This is a genomic window from Streptomyces sp. NPDC024687 (assembly GCF_055559055.1).
Map to the genome: position 1 here is coordinate 246,081 of NZ_JBVHLJ010000002.1, position 21,884 is coordinate 267,964.

Genomic DNA, 21,884 nt, shown 5'->3' on the forward strand with positions numbered 1-21,884 from the left:
GCGTCCCGCGCACCGGGGGCCATTCGCGGGCCTACGCGCTCGGGGCGCTCACCACGGGCGTCCGGCCTCCCCCCGGCTCCCCTCCGTGAGCCGTCCCCTCCGGCGCGCCGAAGCGGGCCAGCGTGTGCCACACCATCTTCAGGTGCTGGAGTTCGTGGCGGCCCGTCCTCGCGGCGTCGCCGATGATGCGCGGGTCGACCACTCCGTCCTCGGCGACGCTCGCGCCCAGGTCGGCGTACTCCTGCCCGCGGTAGTGGGCGTGGCGGTGCACTTCGGCGACGGTGATCCGGTAGCCGGGGTGCCACTCGACGGGGACGGGCAGCAGGTGTGCCGCCGCCTCGACGGGGGTGTTCCGGTAGCTCGCGTCCAGGACGAGGGCCTCCACGTCGCGGGCCAGGTCCACGCCGCCGTGCACCTGGGCCTCGATGTAGTCGTCGAGGGCGTCCTGTTGGTCCGCCTCCGCGAGGGCGATCAGGGACATGCCGGCGGCGATGCCGAAGTGGACCGGCTCGGCGGCGCTGTCGGGGTAGCAGAAGGTGGCGCGGGCGAGGGCTTCGCCGGTCAGCCGGAAGTACGAGGAGCCGAACCGGGGGGCGGCGCCCACCACTTGACGGCGGAAGTTCAGCGCGCCGTACACGGGCCGCTCGTGCGCGCCCGCGTCGTCGTAGGCGCCGCCGAAGATCCGGCTCTCCCAGCGCCACCGGTCGCCGCCGGGGTGCGCGGTCAGCCCGCCGTTGCCCGTGCCGGTGACGAACTGTGAGTGGTAGACGCCGTCCTGGGCCAGCGCCTCCAGGAGGGGCAGGCCGCGTGCCAGGCGGTCGGGGTGGAAGTTCAGCGTGATGCGCACGTCCGGGGCGACGGCCGGCCCCTCGGACACGGCCGCCACATGGTTCAGCGCCGCCCGCGCTCGTGCCGACGCGACTGGACTCACCGGCTCCTCCTCACCCGCGGCTCACCCACAACTCACCCATGACTCACTGAATGATCACCCGGCGAGGAGGACGCCCGCATGTCATGTGCCGAATTCCGGTCCGGCCGAGAGCACGATCTTGCCGCGGTTGGCACGCTGCTCCAGCCGCTCGTGCGCGGTCCGCGCCTCTTCCAGGGGTACGACGGTCTCGATCGGCACGCGATAGCCGCCGGCGGCCACGCGGTCGGCCAGTTCCCGCAGGTCGGGGCGGGCGTCGTAGCCGTGGATCTGGAGGTTGGTGAGCTGGAAGCCGAGGATCGAGGCGTTCTTGGGATAGAAGTCGCGGGTGTCGACGGTGCTCGGTTCCAGGGCGACGTTGGCGAGGGCCACGACCCGGCCGCCGTGGCCCACTTCCCGCAGGCTGCGCCCGAAGGCCCGGCCGCCGACGGTGTCCAGGACGACGTCGGCGCCCCGGCCGTCGGTGAGCCGGAGCACCTCCTCGACCTCGGCGTCCTCGGGGTGGGCGGAGGTGTCGACGGTGACGTCGGCGCCGAACTCCCCCGCCCAGGCGGCCTTCTCGGCCGAGCCGACGAGGGCGATGACCCGCGCTCCCGCCTCGGCGGCGATCTGCACGGCGGCGGTGCCGACACCGCTCGCCGCCGCCTTCACCAGCACGGTGTCGTCCTTGGAGACCCGGGCGAGGTGCCGCACGCAGTACCAGGCGCTGAGCCAGGCGATCGGCAGTGCGGCCGCCCGGGCCAGGTCCACGCCGTCGGGGAGCACGACCACCTGGGTGGCGGACACCGTCGCCAACTCGGCGTAGAAACCTGATGACTTGCCGCCGTCCAGGGCCATGACCCGCTGTCCGGGCGCGAAGTCCGTCACCCCCTCCCCCACCTCCACGACGACCCCGGCGGCCTCGGCACCCGGGATGAGCGGCGGGCGTCCGGCGCGGTGGTAGAGGCCGGCGCGGAGCAGGGCGTCCGCCCGGTTCACCCCGGCCGCGGCGACCCTCATCAGCACCTCTCCGGGGCCGGGCACCGGGTCGGGGACATCGACCGGCACCAGTACCTCCGGTCCGCCGAACCTGTCGATCCGCACCGCACGCATACCGCACCTGCTCTCTGCCCGGCCACCCGAGCGACTGACACCGGTTGAAGCGGTGTCGCGAAGTGGTGCCTCCATCCGACACCCCTTCAACCGGTGTCAAGAGGACCGGTGCACCGACCCGACACCTCCTGAACCGGTGTACGCTCGCCGCATGACCGGCAGCCCCGCCCCCGCCGACCCGGCACTCGCGTTCCCGTTCATCGGCGGCCGCCCCTGCCTGGACTTCGCGGCCACCCTCGGCAAACGGCACGCCACGCCGCTGGAGCGACTCCCCGACACCGCGGCCCTCGCGCGCTGGTTCACGGAGGCGGAGCTGGCCACCGACGCGGCCGCGGTGCGGGTCACCGCCCGGGATCTGACGGACGCCCGCCTCCTGCGCGAGTCCGTGTACGGCCTGGTCCGCGCCGCGATGGCCGGCCGCGAATCCGACCCGGCCGACGTGGAGCGGGTCAACGCGGTCGCCGCCCAGCCGGATCTCGCGCCCCAGCTGGGTCCGGTCCGCTGGGCGGCGCGCAGCCCGGCCCGCGCGGCCCTGGCGACGGTGGCACGGGACGCCGTACTCCTGGTGCGGGGTCCGCTCCTGGAGCGGGTCAAGGAGTGCGAGAACCCGGACTGTTCCCTGCTGTTCCTGGACGACTCGCAGGCCCGCCGCCGCCGTTGGTGCTCGATGGACCGCTGCGGCAATCTCGCGAAGATCGCCGGTTACCGGTCCCGCAGCCGGGCCGCCACCCGTTGACGGCGGATCCTGAAGGCGGATCCGATGTCTTGGGTGCGGGCCTCGGGGTAGGCGTTGCCGATCCGGCGGGCCGGGCGGGCCACGCGGAGCCAGGTGGGAGTTTTCCCCCACAATGGGTGCACTCCTCGCGGACGGCCACCGTCCGCACGGAGTGCACCGAACGCTTATGCGAAAGAGGAACACACTGAGGATGCGAGATGTACGTGAGGTGAGGGCGTCCCTGGTGCGCTCCGTGAAGCGGCGCCGGGACCCCGTGGTCGTGCAGACGCTACGGTCGGCGGCCGCGGCGACGATCGCGTACGTGATCGCACTGCGGCTCAGCCCCGAGGCGGCCCCGCTCACCTCGCCCCTGACCGCGCTGCTCGTCGTCCAGGTCACCCTGTACTCCACGCTCACCACCGGCATCCGCCGCGTGAACTCGGTGGTGACCGGCGTTCTCGTCGCCATCGCCTTCAGTCTGCTGGTGGGTCTGACCTGGTGGAGCCTGGGCCTGCTCATCGTGGCCTCGCTGGTGGTCGGACGGCTGGTGCGGGTCGAGGAGTTCGTGCCCGAGGTGGCGATCAGCGCGATGCTGGTGCTCGGGGTGACGACGGTCGGGGACACCGCCTGGGCGCGCGTGGTGGAGACGCTGATCGGCGCGGTCGTCGGCCTCGCCTGCAATCTGCTGCTCGCTCCCCCGGTGTGGGTGGACGAGGCGGGCGAGTCGATCGAGGGGCTGGCCCGCCGGCTGCGGAAGCTGATGCTGCGGATGGGCGAGGAGGCCGCGGGCCGTACCCCCGTGGAACTGGCGACGGCCCGGCTGTACGAGGCGCGCGAGCTCGACCACGACATCGTCGAGGTGGACGCGGCCCTCCGGCAGGCCGAGGACAGTCTCAAACTGAACCCCAGGGTGAAGGAGGGTCTGCTGCACCGGGTGGTGCTGCGTACCGGCCTGGACACCCTGGAGATCTGCACGGTCGTGCTGCGGGTCCTGGCGCGCACCCTCACCGACCTCGCGAAGCAACGCGACCCCCTCGCCGACGAGCCGTACGCGATCGACGAGGGGCAGGCTCCCGAGCCGCTGTTCGGGCCGGAGACCGGTCGGACCGTGGAGCAGTTGCTGTCCGAGATCGGTGACGCGGTGGTCAGCTTCGCGGTCCTGGTCACCACTCACGTCAGTGTGAGCGCCGAGTCCGCCGAGGCCCGGCTCACCGCCGAGCTGCGCCAGGCCACGACGACCCGCGACAAAATGGCCCAGCTTCTGCTGGAGGAGGTCCAGCGCGATTCCCGCCACTGGCAGCTGCACGGGGCGGTTCTCACCGAGGTCAACCGCATCCTCGACGAGCTGGACACCGAGCACCGCTCCCGCCGTCTGCTGGAGGAGCTGGACCGTGCCTCCCGTGAGCAGCGCGAACGGATGCCGCACCTGACCCGGCTGCAGGAACGCTGGCGCCGGAACCGCCCGGCCCTCTCCCGTCGTTCAAGGTGACACAGGCACAACGGACCATCACAGGGGGCGGCCGATGACCGGCACGGGCGTGCGGATCGACGGGAACACACTGCGGCTGCCGGGCGGTGCGGCGGTGCGGTTCGTCCGCACCCTGCGGCTGCCCGAGACGGGCACACATCCGCTGCCGCCGGGGCTCGGCGAGTTCCCGGTGCGCCGCGTCTCCGACTACCCGGACACCGTCCCTGAGCAGTGGCGGGCCCGGGGCGGAGTGATGCTGCCGGTGTATCTGCGGGAGGCCATGTGGCTGAGCTTCGGGGGCACCACCGAGCCCGCCGCTCTCCAGGTCGGGGTGGGCAAGGTGTGCGCGGTCTCCGGGAAACCGTGGAGCGACCGCCTCGCCCGTGATCCGCAGAACTACGTGGTTCTGCCCCGTCAGCCGTGGCTGGACGGCATCAACTCCGGCGAGGGGACGGTCCGCCAGTTCGTCGCGGTGCCGCTCGGTCTCGGCGCGACCCTCGAGGGGCAGGTCACCGGCGAGGAGGTCTGGGGCGGTGTACAGCTGCAGTCCTTCCCGCTGGCCGAGGAGCGGCTGGCCGAGTGGCGGGAGGCGCAGCGGCGGCTGCGGTCGGCGAGCGGGCCCGCCATGGGCTACGGCGCCGCCGTACCCATGGCGATGGCCGCGCCCGCCGCTCCGGCGGGGGGCCCGCCCAGCGCCCCGTCGATGGGGCTCGGCGTCGGCGGTTCCATGCGCCAGGAGGTCTACCGGGACGACCGGCCGCTGTCGGACTGGGCGGACACACCGGCAGGGCGGGTCTTCGTGCACCTGGTGACACCGCCCGAGTGGCGCCGCATCACCGGCGAGGCTCCCCCGCCGTCGCCGGTGGACCGCGCGGCGTACACCGCCGCGGGGCTGCCCTGGTTCGACTACTACGACCAGGACGCGGAGGACCTCGCCCCGACGGACCCGTTGGAGGGCGTGAAGCCGGTCGGTGACTGGCTCGGGGACGATCACGAGCCCTGGCAGCCGCCGGGGTCGCACCAGGTCACGAAGCTGGGGGACGCGCCGGGCAAGCCGGTCGAGGACGGCGACTGGTAGCGGGCGGCCGGGCTCGGGTTGCACCGGCCGGGCGATCCGGGTGAAGGTGGCTGTCCAGGCCGAGAAGACCGATCAGCAGGGGTGCGCAGGAATGGGCAGTGCGAACGGCGGCTGGAGCAGGCGCCGGTTCGTCGGCGCTCTCGCGGGAGCGGGCTCGGGCCTCGTCGGCTGCTCGACGTCCTCCGAACCGTCTTCGGCAGCGGCGCCCTCGCAGGCTCCCGGCTCCCCCGGGACCGTCTCACCGAGCCCGGCGAAAACGCCGTCCGCGGCGGCCCCGACCGGCCCCCGCCCCCTCTATCTCGGCACCTACACCTCCGCCGAGGGCGGCGGCACCGGCATCGGCGTCGCCGCCTACGACGCCGGGAGCGGCCGGATCACCGGCAAGGGCACGATCACCGGTGTCACCAACCCGTCGTATCTCGCGCTGCACCCCGACGGCCGCACGCTGTACGCGGTCGCCGAGCAGGACGCCGGTGCCGTGACCGCCGTACGCCTGTCCGACCGCAAGGTCCTGGGGAGCCGGAGCACCGGTGGGGCGGGGCCGTGCCATCTGTCGGTGCATCCGGGCGGGCGCTGGCTGCTCAGCGCGAACTACGGCTCCGGCAGTGTGGCCGTGCATCCGATCGACTCCTCGGGAGCCCTCGGTGAACTCAGGGACTCCGTCACGCACTCCAGTCCGGCGCCGGGGCCCGGCCAGGAGGGACCGCACGCCCACCAGTTCCTCACCGGTCCCGACGGGAACCATGTGCTCGCCGTCGACCTGGGCACCGACACCGTCTACAGCTATCGCCTGAACGAACGCACCGGCGCGCTCACGGAGGTCTCGCGGGCGCAGACCCGGCCGGGTGCCGGACCGCGCCATCTCACCTTCCATCCCGGGGGCCGGTACGCCTATCTGGCCAACGAGGTCGACAACACGGTGGCGGTCTGCGCCTACGACCCCGGGAGCGGCCGTCTCTCCGTCGGGGCGCCGCAGTCCACGGGGACGGGTTCGGGCACGAACTACCCGGCGCAGTTCCTGGTCACCGCGAACGGCTCGTACGCCTATCTCGCCAACCGGGGCCACAAGAGCCTCACGCGGTACGCGGTGGAGGCGGGCGGCGCCCGCCTGAGGCTGCTCGACACCGTGCCGGTGGACGGTGACTTCCCGCGCCAGATCGCGTTCTCCCCGGACGGCAGGCTGCTGTTCGCGGCGAATCAGAGGTCCGGCACCGTCAGCGTCTTCCACGTGGACACGGCGAGCGGTGCTGTGCGTCTCGCAGGCAAGCCGTTCGCCTCACCCGTCGCCGTCTGTGCGCTGCCGCTGTAGAGCACGGGGGCAGGACGCGGCGCTCGCCCGGGTCAGCAGGGCGTGCATGCGCTCCGTCAGCTGGGTCACGTCGGCGGCGGGCGCGTGGAAGGGCAGACGTACGTCGCCGTGGGCGCGGGCGCGCTCGACGCGCAGGGTCAGTCCGTGCCGGTCGACGGAGAGGGGCTGGACGCGGACCACGCCGTGCAGCATGTCCGGATCGACGAGCCGGGTGAGCCGTTCGACGGCGTCCGGGTGGCAGTCGGCGAGGTGGGTGAGCAGCCGGGCCTCGGCCGTGGCGAGGGGGTCGGGCTCGGCGGCGGCGAACTCGTCGAGGTCGACGACCACGGCGCCGGAGGGGCGGCGCAGCACGACGCGCGTGGCCTTGAGCTCCAGCCGGCCGTCCCCGGGGAGGAACCAGCCGGCGATCCACAGCCGGGCGCGGATACGGCTGCGCACGGGGACGGGTGCCACGTCGGCGAACTCCAGGACGGCGGACGGCTCCCCGCGGGGCGCGCAGATCGCGGCCGCGACCAGGGTGCTGTCCTCGGGCACGTCCAGCGTCACCCGTCCGTCCTCGGTGACGGTGTGCGCGCCGACGAACTCCTCGCGGCCGCCCTCGGCGGTCACCGCGCAGGACCACGAGGCGGCCAGCACCGACCGGGCGTGTTCCGCCGCGGACGGCGCGGCCGTCCACGTCTGGCTGTCACCCATCGCTTCCTCCTTAGGTAAGGCTTGCCTAACCTAGCGAAGATCGGCGATGAAGCCAACCCGGAAGGCGCAACGGAAGGGTCAGGGCCTGAGAACACCGAGCAGTGCCCGTGCGCACAGGTCACGCACCTGCTCCCGGGTCAGGTCCGCGCCCCGCAGCCACTCCAGGCAGACGGCCGTGGTGAAGGCCAGCCAGCCGCGGACGGCCAGCTGAAGGTCGGGGCGCTCGCTCGCCGGCTCACCGAACTCCGGATCCGCCGCCAGCGCCGCGAGGATCTGCCGCTCCTGTGCGGCCAGCGCCCGCTGATAGACCCGGCGCACGGCCTGGTCCCCGGCGGCGTCGGCGCGATGGAAGGCCCGGAAGCCGTGCGCGTGGGCGTGGACGTACGCCAGATACGTGTCCAGCCCCGCCGCCAGCTGCTCACGGACCGGGACGCCGGGCACGGCCGCGGTCATGGCCAGCATGCGCTCGCTCTCGCGCTCGACGACCGCGGCGAAGAAGTCCCGCTTCGTCGGGAAGTAGTGGTAGAGCAACCCGCGCGAGACGCCGGCGATCTCGGCGACCTGCTCGATCCACACGTCGTCGTACGGGCTCTCCGAGAACAGCCTCGCCCCCACCGACAGGAGCTGCTCCCGGCGCTCCTCGGTGCTGAGCCTGCGGCGCGTGCGCTCGCCCTGCTTCCCGGCCATGCCCGCACTTTACTTGACGCCGGTTCAACAACGGGATCAGACTGAGGCGCGCTATTGAACCCACGTACAACGCGCTCAACTGCCGCTGGATCAAAGGAGATCTCGTCATGGCGGAGACGACGGCGGACACGCGGCCGACGGGATTTCGCAGTGCCGAGCTGGGCTGGCCGGAGCTGGACCGCATTCCGCATCCGCCGCGCCGGCTCCCCCTGCTCGGTGACGTGCTGGGCGTCAACCGGGCCACCCCGCTCCAGGACTCGCTGCGCTTCGCTCGCCAATTGGGGCCGATCTACCGGCGCAAGGCGTTCAACCGGGAGTTCGTGTTCGTCTGGGGCGCCGAGCTGGTGGCGGACCTGGCGGACGAGTCGCGGTTCGCCAAGCACGTCGGCCTCGGGGTCGCCAACCTGCGGCCGGTCGCCGGCGACGGGCTGTTCACCGCCTACAACCACGAGCCGAACTGGCAGCTGGCGCACGACATTCTGGCACCGGGCTTCAGCCGGGAGGCGATGGAGGCCTACCACCCGATGATGCTGGCCGTGGCCGGGCGGCTGACGGACCACTGGGACCGTGCGCAGGCGGCTGGCCGGCCGGTGGACGTGCCCGGGGACATGACCAAGCTGACCCTGGAGACCATCGCGCGCACCGGGTTCGGGCACGACTTCGGCTCCTTCGAGCGAGAGCGGCCGCATCCTTTCGTCAGGGCGATGGTGGGCACCCTCACCTACGCGCAGCGCCTCAACTCCGTCCCGTTCCCCGCTCTGCTACGGCGTGCCGCGCGGGCGAACGCGGACGACATCGCCTATCTCAACCGCATGGTCGACGACCTGGTCCGGGCCCGGCGCGCGGCGGGCGGGGACGGTGACCTGCTGGACCGGATGCTGGAGACGGCCCATCCCGAGACCGGTGAGCGGCTGTCGCCCCAGAACGTCCGCCGGCAGGTCATCACCTTCCTGGTGGCCGGCCACGAGACCACCTCGGGCGCGCTCTCCTTCGCCCTGCACTACCTCTCCCGCCATCCCGAGGTCGCGGCACGCGCGCGTGCCGAGGTGGACCGGGTCTGGGGCTCCACCGAGGAGCCGGGGTACGACCAGGTGGCGAAGCTGCGGTATGTCCGTCGGGTGCTGGACGAGTCGCTGCGGCTGTGGCCGACGGCGCCCGCGTTCGCCCGGGAGGCCGTCGAGGACACCGTGCTGGCGGGACAGCACCCGATGCGGCGGGGTGCGTGGACGCTGGTGCTCACGCCTATGTTGCAGCGCGATCCCGCGGTGTGGGGCGCCGACGCCGAGCGGTTCGACCCGGGCCGCTTCGACCCGAAGGCCGTCCGATCGCGTCCCCCGCATGTCTTCAAGCCGTTCGGCACCGGCGCGCGGGCCTGCATCGGGCGCCAGTTCGCGCTGCACGAGGCCACGCTGGTGCTCGGTCTGCTGCTGCGCCGGTACACACTGCGGGCCGACCCGGACTACCGGCTCAGCGTGACCGAGCGGCTGACGCTGATGCCGGAGGGGCTGCGGCTGCACCTGGAACGCCGGGCGGGCGGTGGCGCTGCGGCCGTTCCCATGGCGGGTTCCGACGAAGCACCGGCACCGGCACCGGAGTCACGCTGTCCAGTGCACCGGGCGGGTGACTGACTCCGGCAGCCGGGTGCCGGCGCTGCCGCGGGCCGCGTTCAACTGCGGCTGGGTGAGGAAGAACGCGCCGGTCAGGTCCGCGTCCGTCAGGTCGGTGTCCCGCAGGTCGGCGCCGATCAGATCCGCGCCGCGCAGGTCGGCGCCGGTGAGGTCGGCCGCTATGAGGTAGGCGCCGCGGAGACTGGCCCCGCGCAGATCGGCACCCTTGAGCCGGGCGCCCATCAGGTCGGCGCCCCGGCGGTTCTTCTTCTTCCCGCCCATGCCCGCTCGCACCAGTTCGCTGGTCCGCAGGAGGAGGACGTTGACCTCCTGCCGGTGCGCGGGGACGTCCAGTGCGGCGAGTTCCTCGGCGGTGCCCCGGGTGAGCGCCTCGGTCCGCTCCAGCATGCGGCGCAGGTCGGCGTGGACCGGGCGGGCGGCGGGCAGGGTGAGGGCCTCGGTGAGGTACCAGAGCAGTTCGTGGAGCTGGCGCACGACCGGGAAAACGTCGAACATCCGGCGGGCGTCCTCACGCGGGCCGGTGCGCCAGTCCCGGCCGCCGAAGGTGACCTGCGAGACCTTCTGCCCGGCGCCGAAGCAGTCGTAGACCGTGCATCCGGTGAAGCCCTCGTCCCGCAGCCTCGCGTGGATACCGCACCGGTTGTCGTCCCGCAGGTTGGTGCAGGGCTTCCCGGCCGGCTTGTCGCGGGCGAAGTCCGCGGAGGCGGCGAAGGGCAGGGCGACACAGCACAGGCCGAAGCACCGCGCGCAGTCGCCCCTGAGGTCGGTCACATGTTCTTGCATCACGGCAAGCCTAACGGCCCCGCTCACCGACCCACCTGACGGGAACTCACCGAGGACTTTCCGGCGATGTGGGGGTCTTCTCATCCAACGGAAAACAAGCTCGGCTACCACAGAGATACCGGCCGAACCGAGGCGGGAGCCGAACGCATCGAGGAGACGTCATGTGCAGCCACCAGCCACCGTGCCCCAGCGTCGACAGCCCCGACCACCACACCGCGGCGATCGTCTCGGCCCATCCCGAACAGGGCTGGAGCCTGCTGTGCAACGGCACCATCGTCTTCGACGACACCGGTGAACTCCTGCCGGACGGACGGGTCGTGGGCCCGCACCGCACTCCTGGGGCGCTGGCCACGGCCGCCTGAGTCAGTACCGCTGCGCCTTCGCCAGCTCGGGTGTCAGAGCCGGCTCGGCGGGCTTGCGGCTGACGGCGACGGGCTGGGCCCTCTCCCCCGGCTCCAGGTCCTCGGCACCGACGTACCGGGTCTCCACCACCTTGCCCGAGGCGTCGAGGAAGTCGACCTGGACGGCGTACGAGGCCGCCTTGTCGGTCTTGTTGGTGATGGTGACGACGACGGCGAGCAGGCCGCCGGTCTCGGAGCGCGGCTTGCCGGTCATGGTGACCTCGGACATGGCGTTGCCCTGGCCGTCGACCTTGGCGAGCTCGGTCCGCGCGGCCTTGTTGGCCCGTTCCGTCTCGGCGGATACGGAGGCCTCGAAGGAGGAGGCGGCCGCCGAGGCGGACGCGGCCCGCTTCGATGCCTCGGCCCGCACCGAAGCCTTGACGGACTCGAGCGCGGAGGCCGCGTTGCCGGAGAAGGAGGCCGTGTCCGGGGCGGACGGCGTCACGGAGGACGACGAGGAGCCCCCGGAGTCGTCGTCACACGCCGTCAGAGTGAGCGTGCTCGCGGCGGCCAGGGCCACGGCGAGGGCGGCGATCCGGGACCGTCCGTGGGGTGACGGTGTGCTCATCGACTGATGTCCTCTCGACTCCGGGCGTCGACACTTGGGCGAAATGAACCCTATGCCGGAATCGAGAGGGGAGCATGTCGCCGTCCGGGTGTCCGGCGTCAGGCCTCGTCGCGGGCGAGGGCGAGCAGCCGGTCCAGGACGCGGGGGCCGCCCGCGCGGACGCCGTCGTGCTCGAACTCGTCCGTCACCCAGGTGCGCAGACCGCGGATCGCGCGGGCGGTCTCCAGGGAGTGGGCCGTGTCGACGTACATGTCGTCGTGGTAGACGGCGGCGGCGACCGGGACCTCGTTGGCGGCGAGGCGGGCCGGGTCGTACAGGGGCTGCCAGTCGGTGCGGGCGGCGAGGAGTTCGGCCGTCTCGCGCAGCGGCCGCAGGGCAGGGTCGCAGTCGAACAGCCAGGGGTGGATGGTCTCGCCGGTGAACAGCAGCGGCTCGTCCCCGGCGAGGGACTTGGCCGCGTCGAACTGCGGGAACTCGGCGCGCACCCGTTCGGCCGACCAGGCGGTGGGCCGTTCGCCCTGGCCGTAGGTGGCCTCGTGGACGAGGGCGTACAGCGGGTGGGCAGCGTACGAGAGGAGGCCCTGGGCCTCTTCCTGGAACGCGTCGGAGAGTTCCGGGCCCTGCGGGGTGCGGACGAAGGCGTGTTCCAGGAGGTAGTGCAGGCGGTGGCTGCCCTCGCTGCCGCCGAGGAGGATGCCGAGCGACTGGAAGGCCTCGACGGTCAGCCGGTATCCGTTCGGCAGGGTCACGTCGTGGGTGAGGAGGTGGTCGGCGATACGGCGGGCCCGCTCGATGTCCTGCGGATAGCGGGCGTAGTGCGCGGCGACCTTGCGCTCCACGCGCGGGTAGGCGGCCCGGTAGATGTCGTCGGCGTGGGCGTCGAGGGATGGCAGGCCGCCGGTGATGAGGGCGGCGGCGAGGCCCTCGGGGGCGAGGGACAGATAGGTCGTGGCGCAGAAGCCGCCGAAGCTCTGGCCCAGGACGGTCCAGGGAGCGCCGCCGGTCACCTGGGCGCGGATCGCCTCGCAGTCGCGGACGATGGAGTCGGCGCGGAAGCGGGCCAGATGGTCGGCCTGTTCGGCGGGGCCGCCGCGCAGCGGGAGCGTCTGGCGGTTCGCGGGTGTGGAGTGGCCGGTGCCGCGCTGGTCGAGCAGCAGGACCCGGTACTCCTTCAGGGCCCGGCCGAACCAGGCTCCCTTGCCGACGAAGCGGTTCGCCCCGAAGCCCGGGCCGCCCTGGAGATAGACCAGCCACGGCAGGTTCTGGCCCGCCTTGTCGCTCGCCACGGCCTCGCGGGCGTAGAGCTCGATCGTCTCCCCGGCCGGGTCGTCGTGGTCGAGGGGGACGGTGAAGCTGCGGTCGGTGAGGACGAGGCCGGGCTGGCGGTAGGTCGCGGTCAACAGGGCTCCCGGGACGGACGGATTCTTCAGGCGCGTCCCAGTTCAGCACATGTTCGTCCGCCGGCCGACCCCTTCGATCATGAAATCTTACTGACTCGCGGGTCAGCGGGCCGCCAGGCTGGAGCGCCGCACCACCAGTTCGGGCTGCAGCACCACCCGGCGGTGGTCGTGGCGCTTGCCGTTGGTCTCCGCCTCCTCCAGGAGCAGTTCGGCGGCCAGGGCGCCCATGGTGACGGCGGGCTGGCGGACCGAGGTGAGGGGGACGGCCGCGGCGGCGGCGAACTCGATGTCGTCGTAGCCGACGATGGCGAGGTCGTCGGGGACCGTGATGCCGGCCGCGTACATGGCCTGCAGGACGCCGAGGGCGAGCAGGTCGTTGGCGCAGAACACGGCGGTCGGGCGGTCGGCGAGGCCGAGCAGGCGGGCGCCGGCGTCACGGCCCGCGGCCACGTCGAGCCGTTCGGTGGGCAGCTCGCGCAGATGGTCGGGGCCCAGGCCCGCCTCGGCCAGCGCGTTGAGGGCGCCGGTGCGCCGGTCGCGGACCTGGTTGAGGCCGGGCGGGCCGCTGACGTAGGCGATGGAGCGGTGCCCGGCGTCCACGAGGTGGCGCACGGCCAGGGCGCCGCCGGCCACGTCGTCGACGGAGACCGAGCACTCGGTGGTGCCCTCGGCGACCCGGTCGACGAGGACGAAGGGGATGCCGTGGCGGCGGAAGGAGTCGATGTTGCGGCCGGAGGCGTCGGTCGGGGTGAGCAGGACGCCACGGACCCGCTGCTCGGCGAAGAGGGACAGGTACTCCGCCTCCTCGCTCGCGCTCTGGGCGCTGTTGCAGACCATCACGCCGAGGCCTTCCTCGCGGGCGGCCCGCTCGGCACCGCGGGCGACGTCGACGAAGAAGGGGTTGCCCATGTCGAGCACGAGCAGACCCATGATCCGGCTGCGGCCCGCGCGCAGCTGACGGGCGGACTCGCTGCGGACATAGCCGAGCCGGTCTATCGCGGACAGGACGCGCGCCCGGGTCTCGGTCGCGACGGAGTCCGGACGGTTGATGACGTTCGAGACCGTGCCGACGGAGACTCCGGCGGCGCGGGCGACGTCCTTGATACCCACCGACTGGGCCATCGGGCAGGGACCTCCAGGAAGACGGGGGGCGACAGGACGACCTTCACATTATCGTCGAGTCGCCCCCACACCGGTCACGATCAGGCAGGCAGTGCGAAGTCGACGACGTGGAGCGCCGAGGGGGTCGTGCCGCTCGACTTCTCCTGGTACATGAACGACAGCACGTTGTCCTGTGCGATCCGCATCTCGTCGATTACGACCTCACCGAAGGCGTTGAGACCGCTGCCGTCGAACAGGATCTTCCAGTCGGTGTAGCCGGACGCCTTGGAGGCGGCGGCGATCCGGCCGAACGGGAAGATCGCGTAGGCGTTGTCGTACTTGTCGAGGACCAGTTTGGTGCGCTGGCTGGAGCCGAGCACGACCGGGATCTCGGTCTTCTGCCAGGTGCCCGAGGAGTTCTTGCGGACGTGGAAGGCGCGGCCGTTGGCGGTGCGGTTGGAGACGTAGTTGGTGGTGCACTGGCCGAAGCGGCCCGGCACGTACGAGATGATCGCGTGCGGCAGGCCGGCGGAGTCGGTGAACTGGCTCTCCTGGTTCATCAGGGAGTGGTCCGGGTTCAGCGCGTCGATGACCAGGCCGCTGTCGGTGACGGCGACCTTGTCGGAGCCGCCGGTGGTGCCGACCACGGTGCCGGCGTTGGTGCGCCAGGTGCGGCCGCGGTCGTCGGAGTAGACGTAGCCGGTGTCGTGGTTGGTGATGCCGCCGCTGGAGCACATCACGGCGGCGCTCTGCTCCCGCCAGGTGAAGAAGGAGTGCAGCCGGCCGTTCTTGTCGTAGTCGATGCCGTGCAGGTACATGTTGCGGGCCGTCGAGGAGCCGTGCTCGCTGGTGTAGGTGCCGGTGGAGGCGGACCACTCGCCGAGGTCGGTCCAGGTGGAACCGTCGTACTCCGCGAGGGCGTTGCGGCCGTTGCCGGATATCCCGCGCCGGTAGCTGAGCTGGAGCTTGCCGTCGGGGGTGGAGACGAACTGCGGGTAGGTGAACTGCGACGTCAGGGCGACGCCGTCCAGGGTGGACTGGGGTGCGCCGAACCGGGCGGCGGTCCAGCTCAGTCCTGACGGGTTGTCCATGAGGCCCGCGACCGATTTGACGTAGGTGAAGCCGTCGCTGTGCGAGTCCATGTTGAGGTGGAGGCGGCCGTCCACCTTGGAGACGCCCATGGAGATGACGTTGTGGGAGTCGCTGGTCTTGAGGGTGTGTCCGACCTGGACGGTGGACCAGGTGCCCCCGCCGAGGACGCGGCGGCCGACGACGGCGTTCTTGTCGGCGGTGTACCAGACGGCGTACTGGTAGCCCTTGTAGGTCAGCAGGCCGTTCTTCTGGAACGAGTTGTTGTTGACGAGGCCGTCGTAGGAGACGAAGAAGACGGCCTGGCTGTCGAGCGTGGTGGTGCCGGTCCGGGTGACGGAGGGGCCGGGGTCGGCGGCGCGGGCGGTGCCGCCGGTGAGCGCGGTGGTGGACATGGCGGACACGATGGCACCTGCGAGCAGTGTGCGTCTTTTCATGGTGCGGCTCCTGCGGTCCTGATGGGGAGGTTTCAGGCGAGGTGGAACACCTCGGTGAGCGGTTTCATCGCCTCGTCGGGGCGGGCTCCGTCGAGGGACTCGAAGAACTCGCCCATCTCGGCCTGCCAGCGGGCGTTGACCTCGGTGGCTTCCATACCGGCCTTGGCGGCCTCGAAGTCCTCGGTCTCCAGATAGCCGACGAGCAGGCCGTCGTCGCGCAGGAAGAGCGAGTAGTTGTGCCAGCCGGTGGCCGAGAGTGCGTCGAGCATCTCCGGCCACACGGCGGCGTGTCGTTCGCGGTACTCGGCGAGCTTGTCCTGACGGACCTTGAGGAGGAAACAGACGCGCTGCATGAAGTACCGCTCCGGAACTAGAAGTTGAACTGGTCGATGTTCTTGGCGGTGAACACGGTCGGCTTGCCGAGGTTGATCACGCCGTCCTTGCCGATGGTGTACGTGGTGCCGCCGGCCTTGAAGGTCTCGCCCTCCTTGCCGGTGATCTGGCCGGAGACCAGGGCGACGGCGGTCTGGGCGGCCAGCGCGCCGAGCTTCGCCGGGTCCCACAGCTCGAAGCCCTCGACGGTGCCGTTCTTGACGTACTTGCGCATGTCGTTGGGGGTGCCGAGGCCGGTCAGCTTGACCTTGCCCTTGTACTTGGAGCCGGAGAGGTACTGGGCGGCGGCCTTGATGCCGACGGTGGTCGGGGAGATGATCCCCTTCAGGTTCGGGTACTCCTGGAGCAGGCCCTGGGTCTGCTGGAAGGACTGCTGGGCGTCGTCATTGCCGTAGGCGACCTTGACGAGCTTGATGTTCTTGTACTTCGGGTCCTTCAGCTCGTCCTTCATGAAGTCGATCCAGGTGTTCTGGTTCGTCGCCGTCTGCGCGGCGGACAGGATCGCGATCTCGCCCTTGTAGCCGATCTGCTCGGCGAGCAGCTGCACCTCGGTGCGGCCGAGGTCCTCGGCGGAGGCCTGCGAGACGAAGGCGTTGCGGCAGTCGGCCTTGGTGTCGGAGTCGTAGGTGACGACCTTGATGTCGTTCGACATGGCCTGCTTGAGGGCGGTGCACAGGGCGCCGGGGTCCTGCGCGGACACGGCCATCGCGTTGACCTGCTGCTGGGTGAGCGTGTTGACGTAGGAGACCTGCCCGGCGGTGTCGGTGGCGCTGGACGGACCGACCTCCTTGTACTTGGAGCCCAGCTCCGTCAGGGCCGCCTCGCCGCCCTTGTCGGCGGAGGTGAAGTACGGGTTGTTGACCTGCTTGGGCAGGAACCCGACGGTCAGGCCCTTCTTGGTGGCCGCGTTCGGGTCGGCCTTGGCCGTGGAGGCCGCCGAGGCGCCCTCGTCCTGCACGTCCTTCTTGGTGGTGCCGCCGCACGCGGTGAGCGCGAGGGCGAGGGAGGTGCCGGCGGCGAGGGCCGCACAGGAACGGCGGAGGGATGACTTACGCATGACGGATCTTCCTTACGAGGGTGAGCGGATACGAGGTTTCCTTGGACGCCCGGACCTATGCGGCCGGGGTGGGCGCCTTGGACGCCGGTGTCGAGGCGGCCCGGCGGCCGGCCCTCGCAACCGAGATCTGCCGTGCGACCCGGGGGCCGAGCACGGAGAGGACGAGGAGAACGCCGGTGACGACGATCTGGGACTGGGCGGAGACGTCCTGGAGGCTCATCACGTTCTGCAGCGCGCCGAGCAGGAAGACTCCCGCGATCGCGCCGCCCAGCGTGCCCTTGCCTCCGTCGAAGTCGATGCCGCCCAGCAGGACGGCCGCCACGACGGAGAGTTCGAGTCCCGTGGCGTTGTCGTAGCGGGCGCTGGCGTAGTGCAGGGCCCAGAAGATGCCGGTGAGCGAGGCCATCAGGCCCGTCACCGTGAACAGGATCAGCTTCTGTCGCTTGACCCGGATACCCGCGAAGCGTGCAGCCTCCTCGCTCGCGCCGGTCGCGAACACCGACCGCCCGAACGGCGTGGCGTGCAGGACGACCACGGCGATCGCGAGCAGGACCAGGAAGGGCAGGAACGCCTGCGGGATGAACGTGTCCCCGACCCGGCCCGCCGCGAAGTTCAGGTACTGCGTGGGGAAGTCGGTCACCGCGTCGGAGCCGAGCACGATCTGTGCGATGCCCCGGTAGGCGGCGAGGGTGCCGATGGTGACGGCGAGGGAGGGCAGGCCCAGCCGGGTGACGAGCAGGCCGTTGAGCAGCCCGCACACCACTCCGAGGACGAGGCAGATCGGGATGATCACCTCGATCGTCAGGCCCTGGTTCCACAGGGCGCCCATCACCGCGCCGGACAGACCCGCGGTGGAGGCGACGGAGAGGTCGATCTCGCCGGAGACCACGAGCATGGTCATGGGCAGGGCGATCAGCGCGATCGGCAGGGTGTTGCCGATCAGGAAGGACAGGTTCAGCGCGTTGCCGAAACCGTCGACGGTGCCGAACGACAGCAGCAGGACCACGATCAGGAGAGCGCCGACGACCGTGTCCCAGCGGATCGCACGCGTCAGGGAGTCAGGCATGGCGGGCGTTCCTCTTCTTCAGGGCCAAGGCCACGCGCAGCGCGACGATCCGGTCGACCGCGATGGCGAGGATGAGCAGGATGCCGTTGATGGCGAGCACCCAGACCGAGCTGACGCCGAGGGCGGGCAGCACGCTGTTGATGGAGGTCAGCAGCAGGGCGCCGAGGGCCGCGCCGTAGACGCTGCCGGAGCCGCCGGTGAAGACGACACCGCCGACCACGACCGCGCTGACGACGGTCAGTTCGTAGCCGGTGCCGGTCCCGGAGTCGACGTTGCCGAACCGGGCCAGGTACATCGCCCCGGCGAGACCGGCGAGGCCGCCGCAGAAGGTGTACGCGGCCAGGATCCGCTTGCGCACCGGGATGCCGGCGAGCCGTGCGGCCTCGGGATTGGAGCCGAGCGCGTACAGCTCGCGTCCGCTGCCGAAGTGCTTGAGGTAGTAGGCGGTGGCGATGAGAACCGCGAGCGCGATCAGGGCCAGCCAGGGCACGGCGGAGATACCGCCGGAGCCGAAGTTCACGAAGCTGTCCGGGAGGTCGGCCGCCGTGATCTGGCGGGAGCCGACCCAGATGGAGTCGATGCCCCGGATGATGTAGAGCGTGCCGAGGGTGACCACGAGTGCGGGCACCTGGCCGAGGCTGACGAGGAGGCCGTTGAGCAGGCCGAAGCCGATGCCGAACAGGACCGCGAGCCCGATCGCCACGACGGGGTTCCCGCCGCCCTGGAGGTAGGTACCGGCGGCGAAGGCGCTGATCCCGAGGATGGAGCCGACCGAGAGGTCGACGTTCCTCGTGATGACCACCAGCGACTGTCCGGTGGCGACCAGCACCAGGATCGTGGCGTTCAGCAGCAGGTCCTTGATGCCCTGCTCGGTGAGGAAGTCGCTGTTCCCGATCTGGGTGACGACGATCATCACCAGGAACACGGCCAGGATGGCGAGCTCGCGCATCTTGAAGACGCGGTCGACGAGCCGGGTGGCACCGGCCTTCGGCACCTCTGCGGGAGGGGCCTGCTGGGGGGTGGTGACCGTCATGCGGCGGCCCTCCCGGTGGCTGCGGCCATCACGGTTTCCTCGGTGGCGTCGGAGCGCGGGATCTCGGCGGTGAGGCGGCCCTCGTGCATCACGAGCACGCGGTCGGCCATGCCGAGGATCTCGGGCAGGTCGGAGGAGATCATCAAGATGGCCACCCCGTCGGCGGCCAGCTCGCTGAGCAGCCGGTGCACCTCGGCCTTGGTGCCGACGTCGATGCCGCGGGTCGGCTCGTCGACGATGAGCACCTTGGGGCCGGTGGCCAGCCACTTGGCGAGGACGACCTTCTGCTGGTTGCCGCCCGACAGCGTGTTGACGGTGTCGGCGATCCGGGCGTACTTCACCTGGAGCTTGACGGCCCAGTCGAGGGAACGGCTGCGTTCGGCGCCGCGGTCCATGAGACCCGCCCTGACGGTCGTACGGAGTCCGGTGAGGCCGATGTTGCGCTCGATGGACATGTCCATCACGAGCCCCTGGGCGCGCCGGTCCTCGGGGACCAGGGCGAGCCCTGCGGCCATCGCGGTCGAAGGGGCGCCGTTGACCAGCGCCTTTCCGTCCACGGAGACCTCGCCGGCGTCCCAGCGGTCGATGCCGAACACGGCTCGGGCGACTTCGGTGCGGCCCGCTCCGACGAGGCCCGCGAGGCCGACGATCTCGCCCTGCCTGACCTCGAAGGAGACGTCGGTGAAGACGCCCTCCCGGGTCAGCCGGCTCACCGTGAGCGCGACCTCGCCGGGGCGTACGTCCTGCTTGGGGTACAGCTCGTCGAGGTCGCGGCCGACCATGCGGCGGACGAGGTCGTCCTCGGTCATGCCCTCGATCGGCTCGCTGGCGATCCAGGCGCCGTCGCGCAGGGTCGTGACCGTCTGGCAGATCCGGAAGATCTCCTCCAGGCGGTGCGAGATGAACAGCACCGCGGCGCCCTGCTCCCGGAGCGCCTTGACGACGCCGAAGAGACGCGCCACCTCGCTGCCGGTCAGGGCCGCGGTGGGCTCGTCCATGATCAGGACGCGGGCCTCGAAGGACAGCGCCTTGGCGATCTCGACGATCTGCTGGTCGGCGATGGACAGGCCGCGTGCCGGGCGGTCGGGGTCGAGTTCGACTCCGAGGCGCTGCATCAGGGCCAGGGTCGCGGCGTGCGTGGCCTTGTGGTCGATCCGGCCGAGGGCGCGCCTGGGCTGGCGGCCCATGAAGATGTTCTCGGCGATCGACAGGTCGGGGAAGAGCGTGGGCTCCTGGTAGATGACGGCGATCCCGGCGTCGCGGGCGTCGCCGGGGCCGTGGAAGACGACCGGCTGACCGTCGAGCAGTACCTGGCCGGTGTCCGGCCGGTGCACTCCCGCGAGGGTCTTGATGAGGGTCGACTTGCCCGCGCCGTTCTCGCCGGCGAGGGCGTGCACCTCCCCGGGAAACAGCTCCAGGGAGACGTCCCGCAGGGCGCGAACCGCGCCGAAGGACTTCGAAATGTCCCTGAGCGCGAGAACCGGGGCCGGACCCGTGGTGGACGGGTGGGTCATTGGGGGCTCCTCGACGACGCCGGCGGGACGGCCCTCACGGCGTCGTGAAAGGTTTCAACTTGGTTGCCGGGACGTTAGGCATGGAGCGCATGTCACGTCAATGGGTTCGTGTCGAAAATGTTTCGATGAACTCAGGTCACAGGGGGGTCACGGGCAACAGCCTTGGTCGCAGGGGTTGACACCCTTGCGAGGTCCCCATACTTTCGCGTCTTGAATCGTTTCACAGTGAAGCTGTTCGCAAGCCCTTCGGACCCGACGTCACAGGAGCCCTCAAGTGACCGAGCTCGCCGCGGTGAAGGCCGCTCTCAAGACCCAGGCCGTCGAGACGCCGTCGTGGGCGTACGGGAACTCGGGAACTCGCTTCAAGGTGTTCGCCCAGCAGGGCGTACCGCGCACACCGCAGGAGAAGCTGGAGGACGCGGCGCAGGTGCACGCGTTCACCGGAGTGGCCCCGACCGTGGCCCTGCACATCCCCTGGGACAAGGTCGAGGACTACGCCGCGCTGGCGAAGTTCGCCGAGGAGCGGGGCGTGAAGCTGGGCGCCATCAACTCCAACACCTTCCAGGACGACGACTACAAGCTGGGCAGCATCTGCCATCCGGACGCCTCGGTGCGGCGGAAGGCTCTCGATCATCTGCTGGAGTGCGTCGACATCATGGACGCGACCGGCTCCCAGGACCTGAAGCTGTGGTTCGCCGACGGTACGAACTATCCCGGCCAGGACGATCTGCGGGCCCGGCAGGACCGGCTCGCCGAAGGTCTCTCCGAGGTGTACGACCGTCTGGGCGACGGCCAGCGCATGCTGCTGGAGTACAAGTTCTTCGAGCCGGCGTTCTACTCGACGGATGTGCCGGACTGGGGGACGGCGTACGCGCACTGCCTCAAGCTCGGGCCCAAGGCGCAGGTCGTCGTGGACACCGGGCACCACGCTCCCGGCACCAACATCGAGTTCATCGTCGCCACGCTGCTGCGCGAGGGGAAGCTCGGCGGGTTCGACTTCAACTCGCGGTTCTACGCCGACGACGACCTCATGGTGGGGGCGGCTGATCCGTTCCAGCTGTTCCGGATCATGTACGAGGTCATCCGTGGCGGCGGGTTCACGCCGGACGTCGCCTTCATGCTCGACCAGTGCCACAACATCGAGGCGAAGATTCCGGCGATCATCCGGTCGGTGATGAACGTGCAGGAAGCGACGGCGAAGGCGCTGCTGGTCGACCGGGACGCGCTTGCCGTGGCTCAGCGCGAAGGGGATGTGCTGGAGGCGAACGCGGTGCTGATGGATGCGTACAACACGGATGTGCGGCCGCTTCTTGCCGAGGTGCGGGAAGAGATGGGACTGGACGCCAATCCGATGGCTGCGTACAAGCGGTCCGGTTGGGCCGAGAAGATCATCGCCGAGCGTGTTGGTGGGGAGCAGGCGGGTTGGGGCGCGTAAGCGTCTGCC

At 71.0% G+C, this 21,884-nt stretch carries 21 protein-coding genes; 7 read left to right on the plus strand and 14 right to left on the minus strand.

Annotated features, from left to right (window positions below; translation table 11 throughout):
- Nucleotides 1-31: 31 nt before the first annotated feature.
- Nucleotides 32-931 carry a DUF3626 domain-containing protein gene (locus tag ACZ39I_RS07555; RefSeq protein ID WP_467243526.1) on the minus strand — a complete coding sequence of 300 codons (900 nt, stop codon included), beginning with the start codon at nt 929-931 and terminating at the stop codon, nt 32-34.
- 81 nt (nt 932-1,012) lie between these two features.
- A complete protein-coding gene (locus ACZ39I_RS07560; protein ID WP_467243527.1) occupies nt 1,013-2,020 on the minus strand; it encodes a quinone oxidoreductase family protein in 1,008 nt (335 codons plus the stop codon).
- Nucleotides 2,021-2,171: 151 nt separating this feature from the next.
- Here ACZ39I_RS07560 and ACZ39I_RS07565 point away from each other — a divergent pair, with 151 nt between their 5' ends.
- The 4 genes from ACZ39I_RS07565 (at nt 2,172) to ACZ39I_RS07580 (ending at nt 6,590) form a co-directional block, all read left to right on the plus strand.
- Nucleotides 2,172-2,756 (plus strand): CGNR zinc finger domain-containing protein, encoded by a 585-nt coding sequence (locus tag ACZ39I_RS07565; protein ID WP_467243528.1) that lies wholly within the window; start codon nt 2,172-2,174, stop codon nt 2,754-2,756.
- A gap of 190 nt (nt 2,757-2,946) precedes the next feature.
- Nucleotides 2,947-4,224, plus strand: a complete 1,278-nt coding sequence (locus ACZ39I_RS07570) for an FUSC family protein (protein ID WP_467243529.1) — start codon at nt 2,947-2,949, stop codon at nt 4,222-4,224.
- 34 nt (nt 4,225-4,258) lie between these two features.
- Complete coding sequence (locus ACZ39I_RS07575) at nt 4,259-5,281, plus strand: hypothetical protein (RefSeq protein ID WP_467243530.1); 1,023 nt, start codon at nt 4,259-4,261, stop codon at nt 5,279-5,281.
- Between the two features lie 91 nt (nt 5,282-5,372).
- Nucleotides 5,373-6,590 carry a lactonase family protein gene (locus tag ACZ39I_RS07580; protein ID WP_467243531.1) on the plus strand — a complete coding sequence of 406 codons (1,218 nt, stop codon included), beginning with the start codon at nt 5,373-5,375 and terminating at the stop codon, nt 6,588-6,590.
- Here ACZ39I_RS07580 and ACZ39I_RS07585 read toward each other — a convergent pair.
- Both ACZ39I_RS07585 and ACZ39I_RS07590 read right to left on the minus strand, forming a co-directional pair.
- Nucleotides 6,558-7,283: a DUF2470 domain-containing protein gene (locus tag ACZ39I_RS07585; RefSeq protein WP_467243532.1), complete on the minus strand. Its 726-nt coding sequence runs from the start codon at nt 7,281-7,283 to the stop codon at nt 6,558-6,560. The two genes, ACZ39I_RS07580 and ACZ39I_RS07585, sit on opposite strands and share 33 nt — an antisense overlap.
- 78 nt (nt 7,284-7,361) lie before the next feature.
- On the minus strand, nt 7,362-7,970 hold the full coding sequence (locus ACZ39I_RS07590; RefSeq protein ID WP_467243534.1) for a TetR/AcrR family transcriptional regulator: 609 nt from the start codon (nt 7,968-7,970) through the stop codon (nt 7,362-7,364).
- Between the two features lie 107 nt (nt 7,971-8,077).
- Between ACZ39I_RS07590 and ACZ39I_RS07595 the strand changes: the two genes are divergently transcribed.
- Nucleotides 8,078-9,598, plus strand: a complete 1,521-nt coding sequence (locus ACZ39I_RS07595) for a cytochrome P450 (RefSeq protein ID WP_467243535.1) — start codon at nt 8,078-8,080, stop codon at nt 9,596-9,598.
- Here the strand turns inward: ACZ39I_RS07595 and ACZ39I_RS07600 are convergent.
- Nucleotides 9,566-10,381 (minus strand): pentapeptide repeat-containing protein, encoded by an 816-nt coding sequence (locus ACZ39I_RS07600; RefSeq protein WP_467243536.1) that lies wholly within the window; start codon nt 10,379-10,381, stop codon nt 9,566-9,568. The two genes, ACZ39I_RS07595 and ACZ39I_RS07600, sit on opposite strands and share 33 nt — an antisense overlap.
- 161 nt (nt 10,382-10,542) lie before the next feature.
- Here ACZ39I_RS07600 and ACZ39I_RS07605 point away from each other — a divergent pair, with 161 nt between their 5' ends.
- Nucleotides 10,543-10,743: a DUF5999 family protein gene (locus tag ACZ39I_RS07605; protein ID WP_352384767.1), complete on the plus strand. Its 201-nt coding sequence runs from the start codon at nt 10,543-10,545 to the stop codon at nt 10,741-10,743.
- Nucleotide 10,744: 1 nt separating this feature from the next.
- Here ACZ39I_RS07605 and ACZ39I_RS07610 read toward each other — a convergent pair whose 3' ends face one another.
- The 9 genes from ACZ39I_RS07610 to ACZ39I_RS07650 all read right to left on the minus strand — a co-directional run bounded on the left by ACZ39I_RS07610 (nt 10,745) and on the right by ACZ39I_RS07650 (nt 20,440).
- A complete protein-coding gene (locus tag ACZ39I_RS07610; protein ID WP_467243538.1) occupies nt 10,745-11,350 on the minus strand; it encodes an FxLYD domain-containing protein in 606 nt (201 codons plus the stop codon).
- A 98-nt stretch (nt 11,351-11,448) separates the two neighbouring features.
- Nucleotides 11,449-12,750, minus strand: a complete 1,302-nt coding sequence (locus tag ACZ39I_RS07615) for an alpha/beta fold hydrolase (protein WP_467243539.1) — start codon at nt 12,748-12,750, stop codon at nt 11,449-11,451.
- A 102-nt stretch (nt 12,751-12,852) separates the two neighbouring features.
- Nucleotides 12,853-13,872: a LacI family DNA-binding transcriptional regulator gene (locus ACZ39I_RS07620; RefSeq protein ID WP_352384761.1), complete on the minus strand. Its 1,020-nt coding sequence runs from the start codon at nt 13,870-13,872 to the stop codon at nt 12,853-12,855.
- Nucleotides 13,873-13,952: 80 nt separating this feature from the next.
- A complete protein-coding gene (locus ACZ39I_RS07625) occupies nt 13,953-15,377 on the minus strand; it encodes a BNR repeat-containing protein (RefSeq protein WP_467243540.1) in 1,425 nt (474 codons plus the stop codon).
- Between the two features lie 32 nt (nt 15,378-15,409).
- Nucleotides 15,410-15,730: an L-rhamnose mutarotase gene (locus ACZ39I_RS07630; protein ID WP_062040203.1), complete on the minus strand. Its 321-nt coding sequence runs from the start codon at nt 15,728-15,730 to the stop codon at nt 15,410-15,412.
- 17 nt (nt 15,731-15,747) lie between these two features.
- Entirely contained in the window at nt 15,748-16,827 is a 1,080-nt protein-coding gene (gene rhaS, locus ACZ39I_RS07635) for a rhamnose ABC transporter substrate-binding protein (protein WP_467243542.1), read from the minus strand.
- Between the two features lie 55 nt (nt 16,828-16,882).
- Complete coding sequence (locus ACZ39I_RS07640; protein WP_467243543.1) at nt 16,883-17,893, minus strand: ABC transporter permease; 1,011 nt, start codon at nt 17,891-17,893, stop codon at nt 16,883-16,885.
- A complete protein-coding gene (locus ACZ39I_RS07645) occupies nt 17,886-18,926 on the minus strand; it encodes an ABC transporter permease (RefSeq protein ID WP_352384753.1) in 1,041 nt (346 codons plus the stop codon). Before ACZ39I_RS07645 ends, ACZ39I_RS07640 begins: the two co-directional genes overlap by 8 nt.
- The gene (locus tag ACZ39I_RS07650; RefSeq protein ID WP_467243544.1) at nt 18,923-20,440 is read right to left on the minus strand and encodes a sugar ABC transporter ATP-binding protein; all 1,518 of its coding nucleotides are present in this window, start codon (nt 20,438-20,440) and stop codon (nt 18,923-18,925) included. The genes ACZ39I_RS07645 and ACZ39I_RS07650 overlap by 4 nt, the downstream gene beginning before the upstream one ends.
- Nucleotides 20,441-20,714: 274 nt before the next feature.
- On the opposite strand from ACZ39I_RS07650, the gene rhaI reads away from it, so the two are divergent.
- Entirely contained in the window at nt 20,715-21,875 is a 1,161-nt protein-coding gene (gene rhaI, locus ACZ39I_RS07655) for an L-rhamnose isomerase (protein ID WP_467243545.1), read from the plus strand.
- The last annotated feature ends 9 nt before the right edge of the window (nt 21,876-21,884 follow it).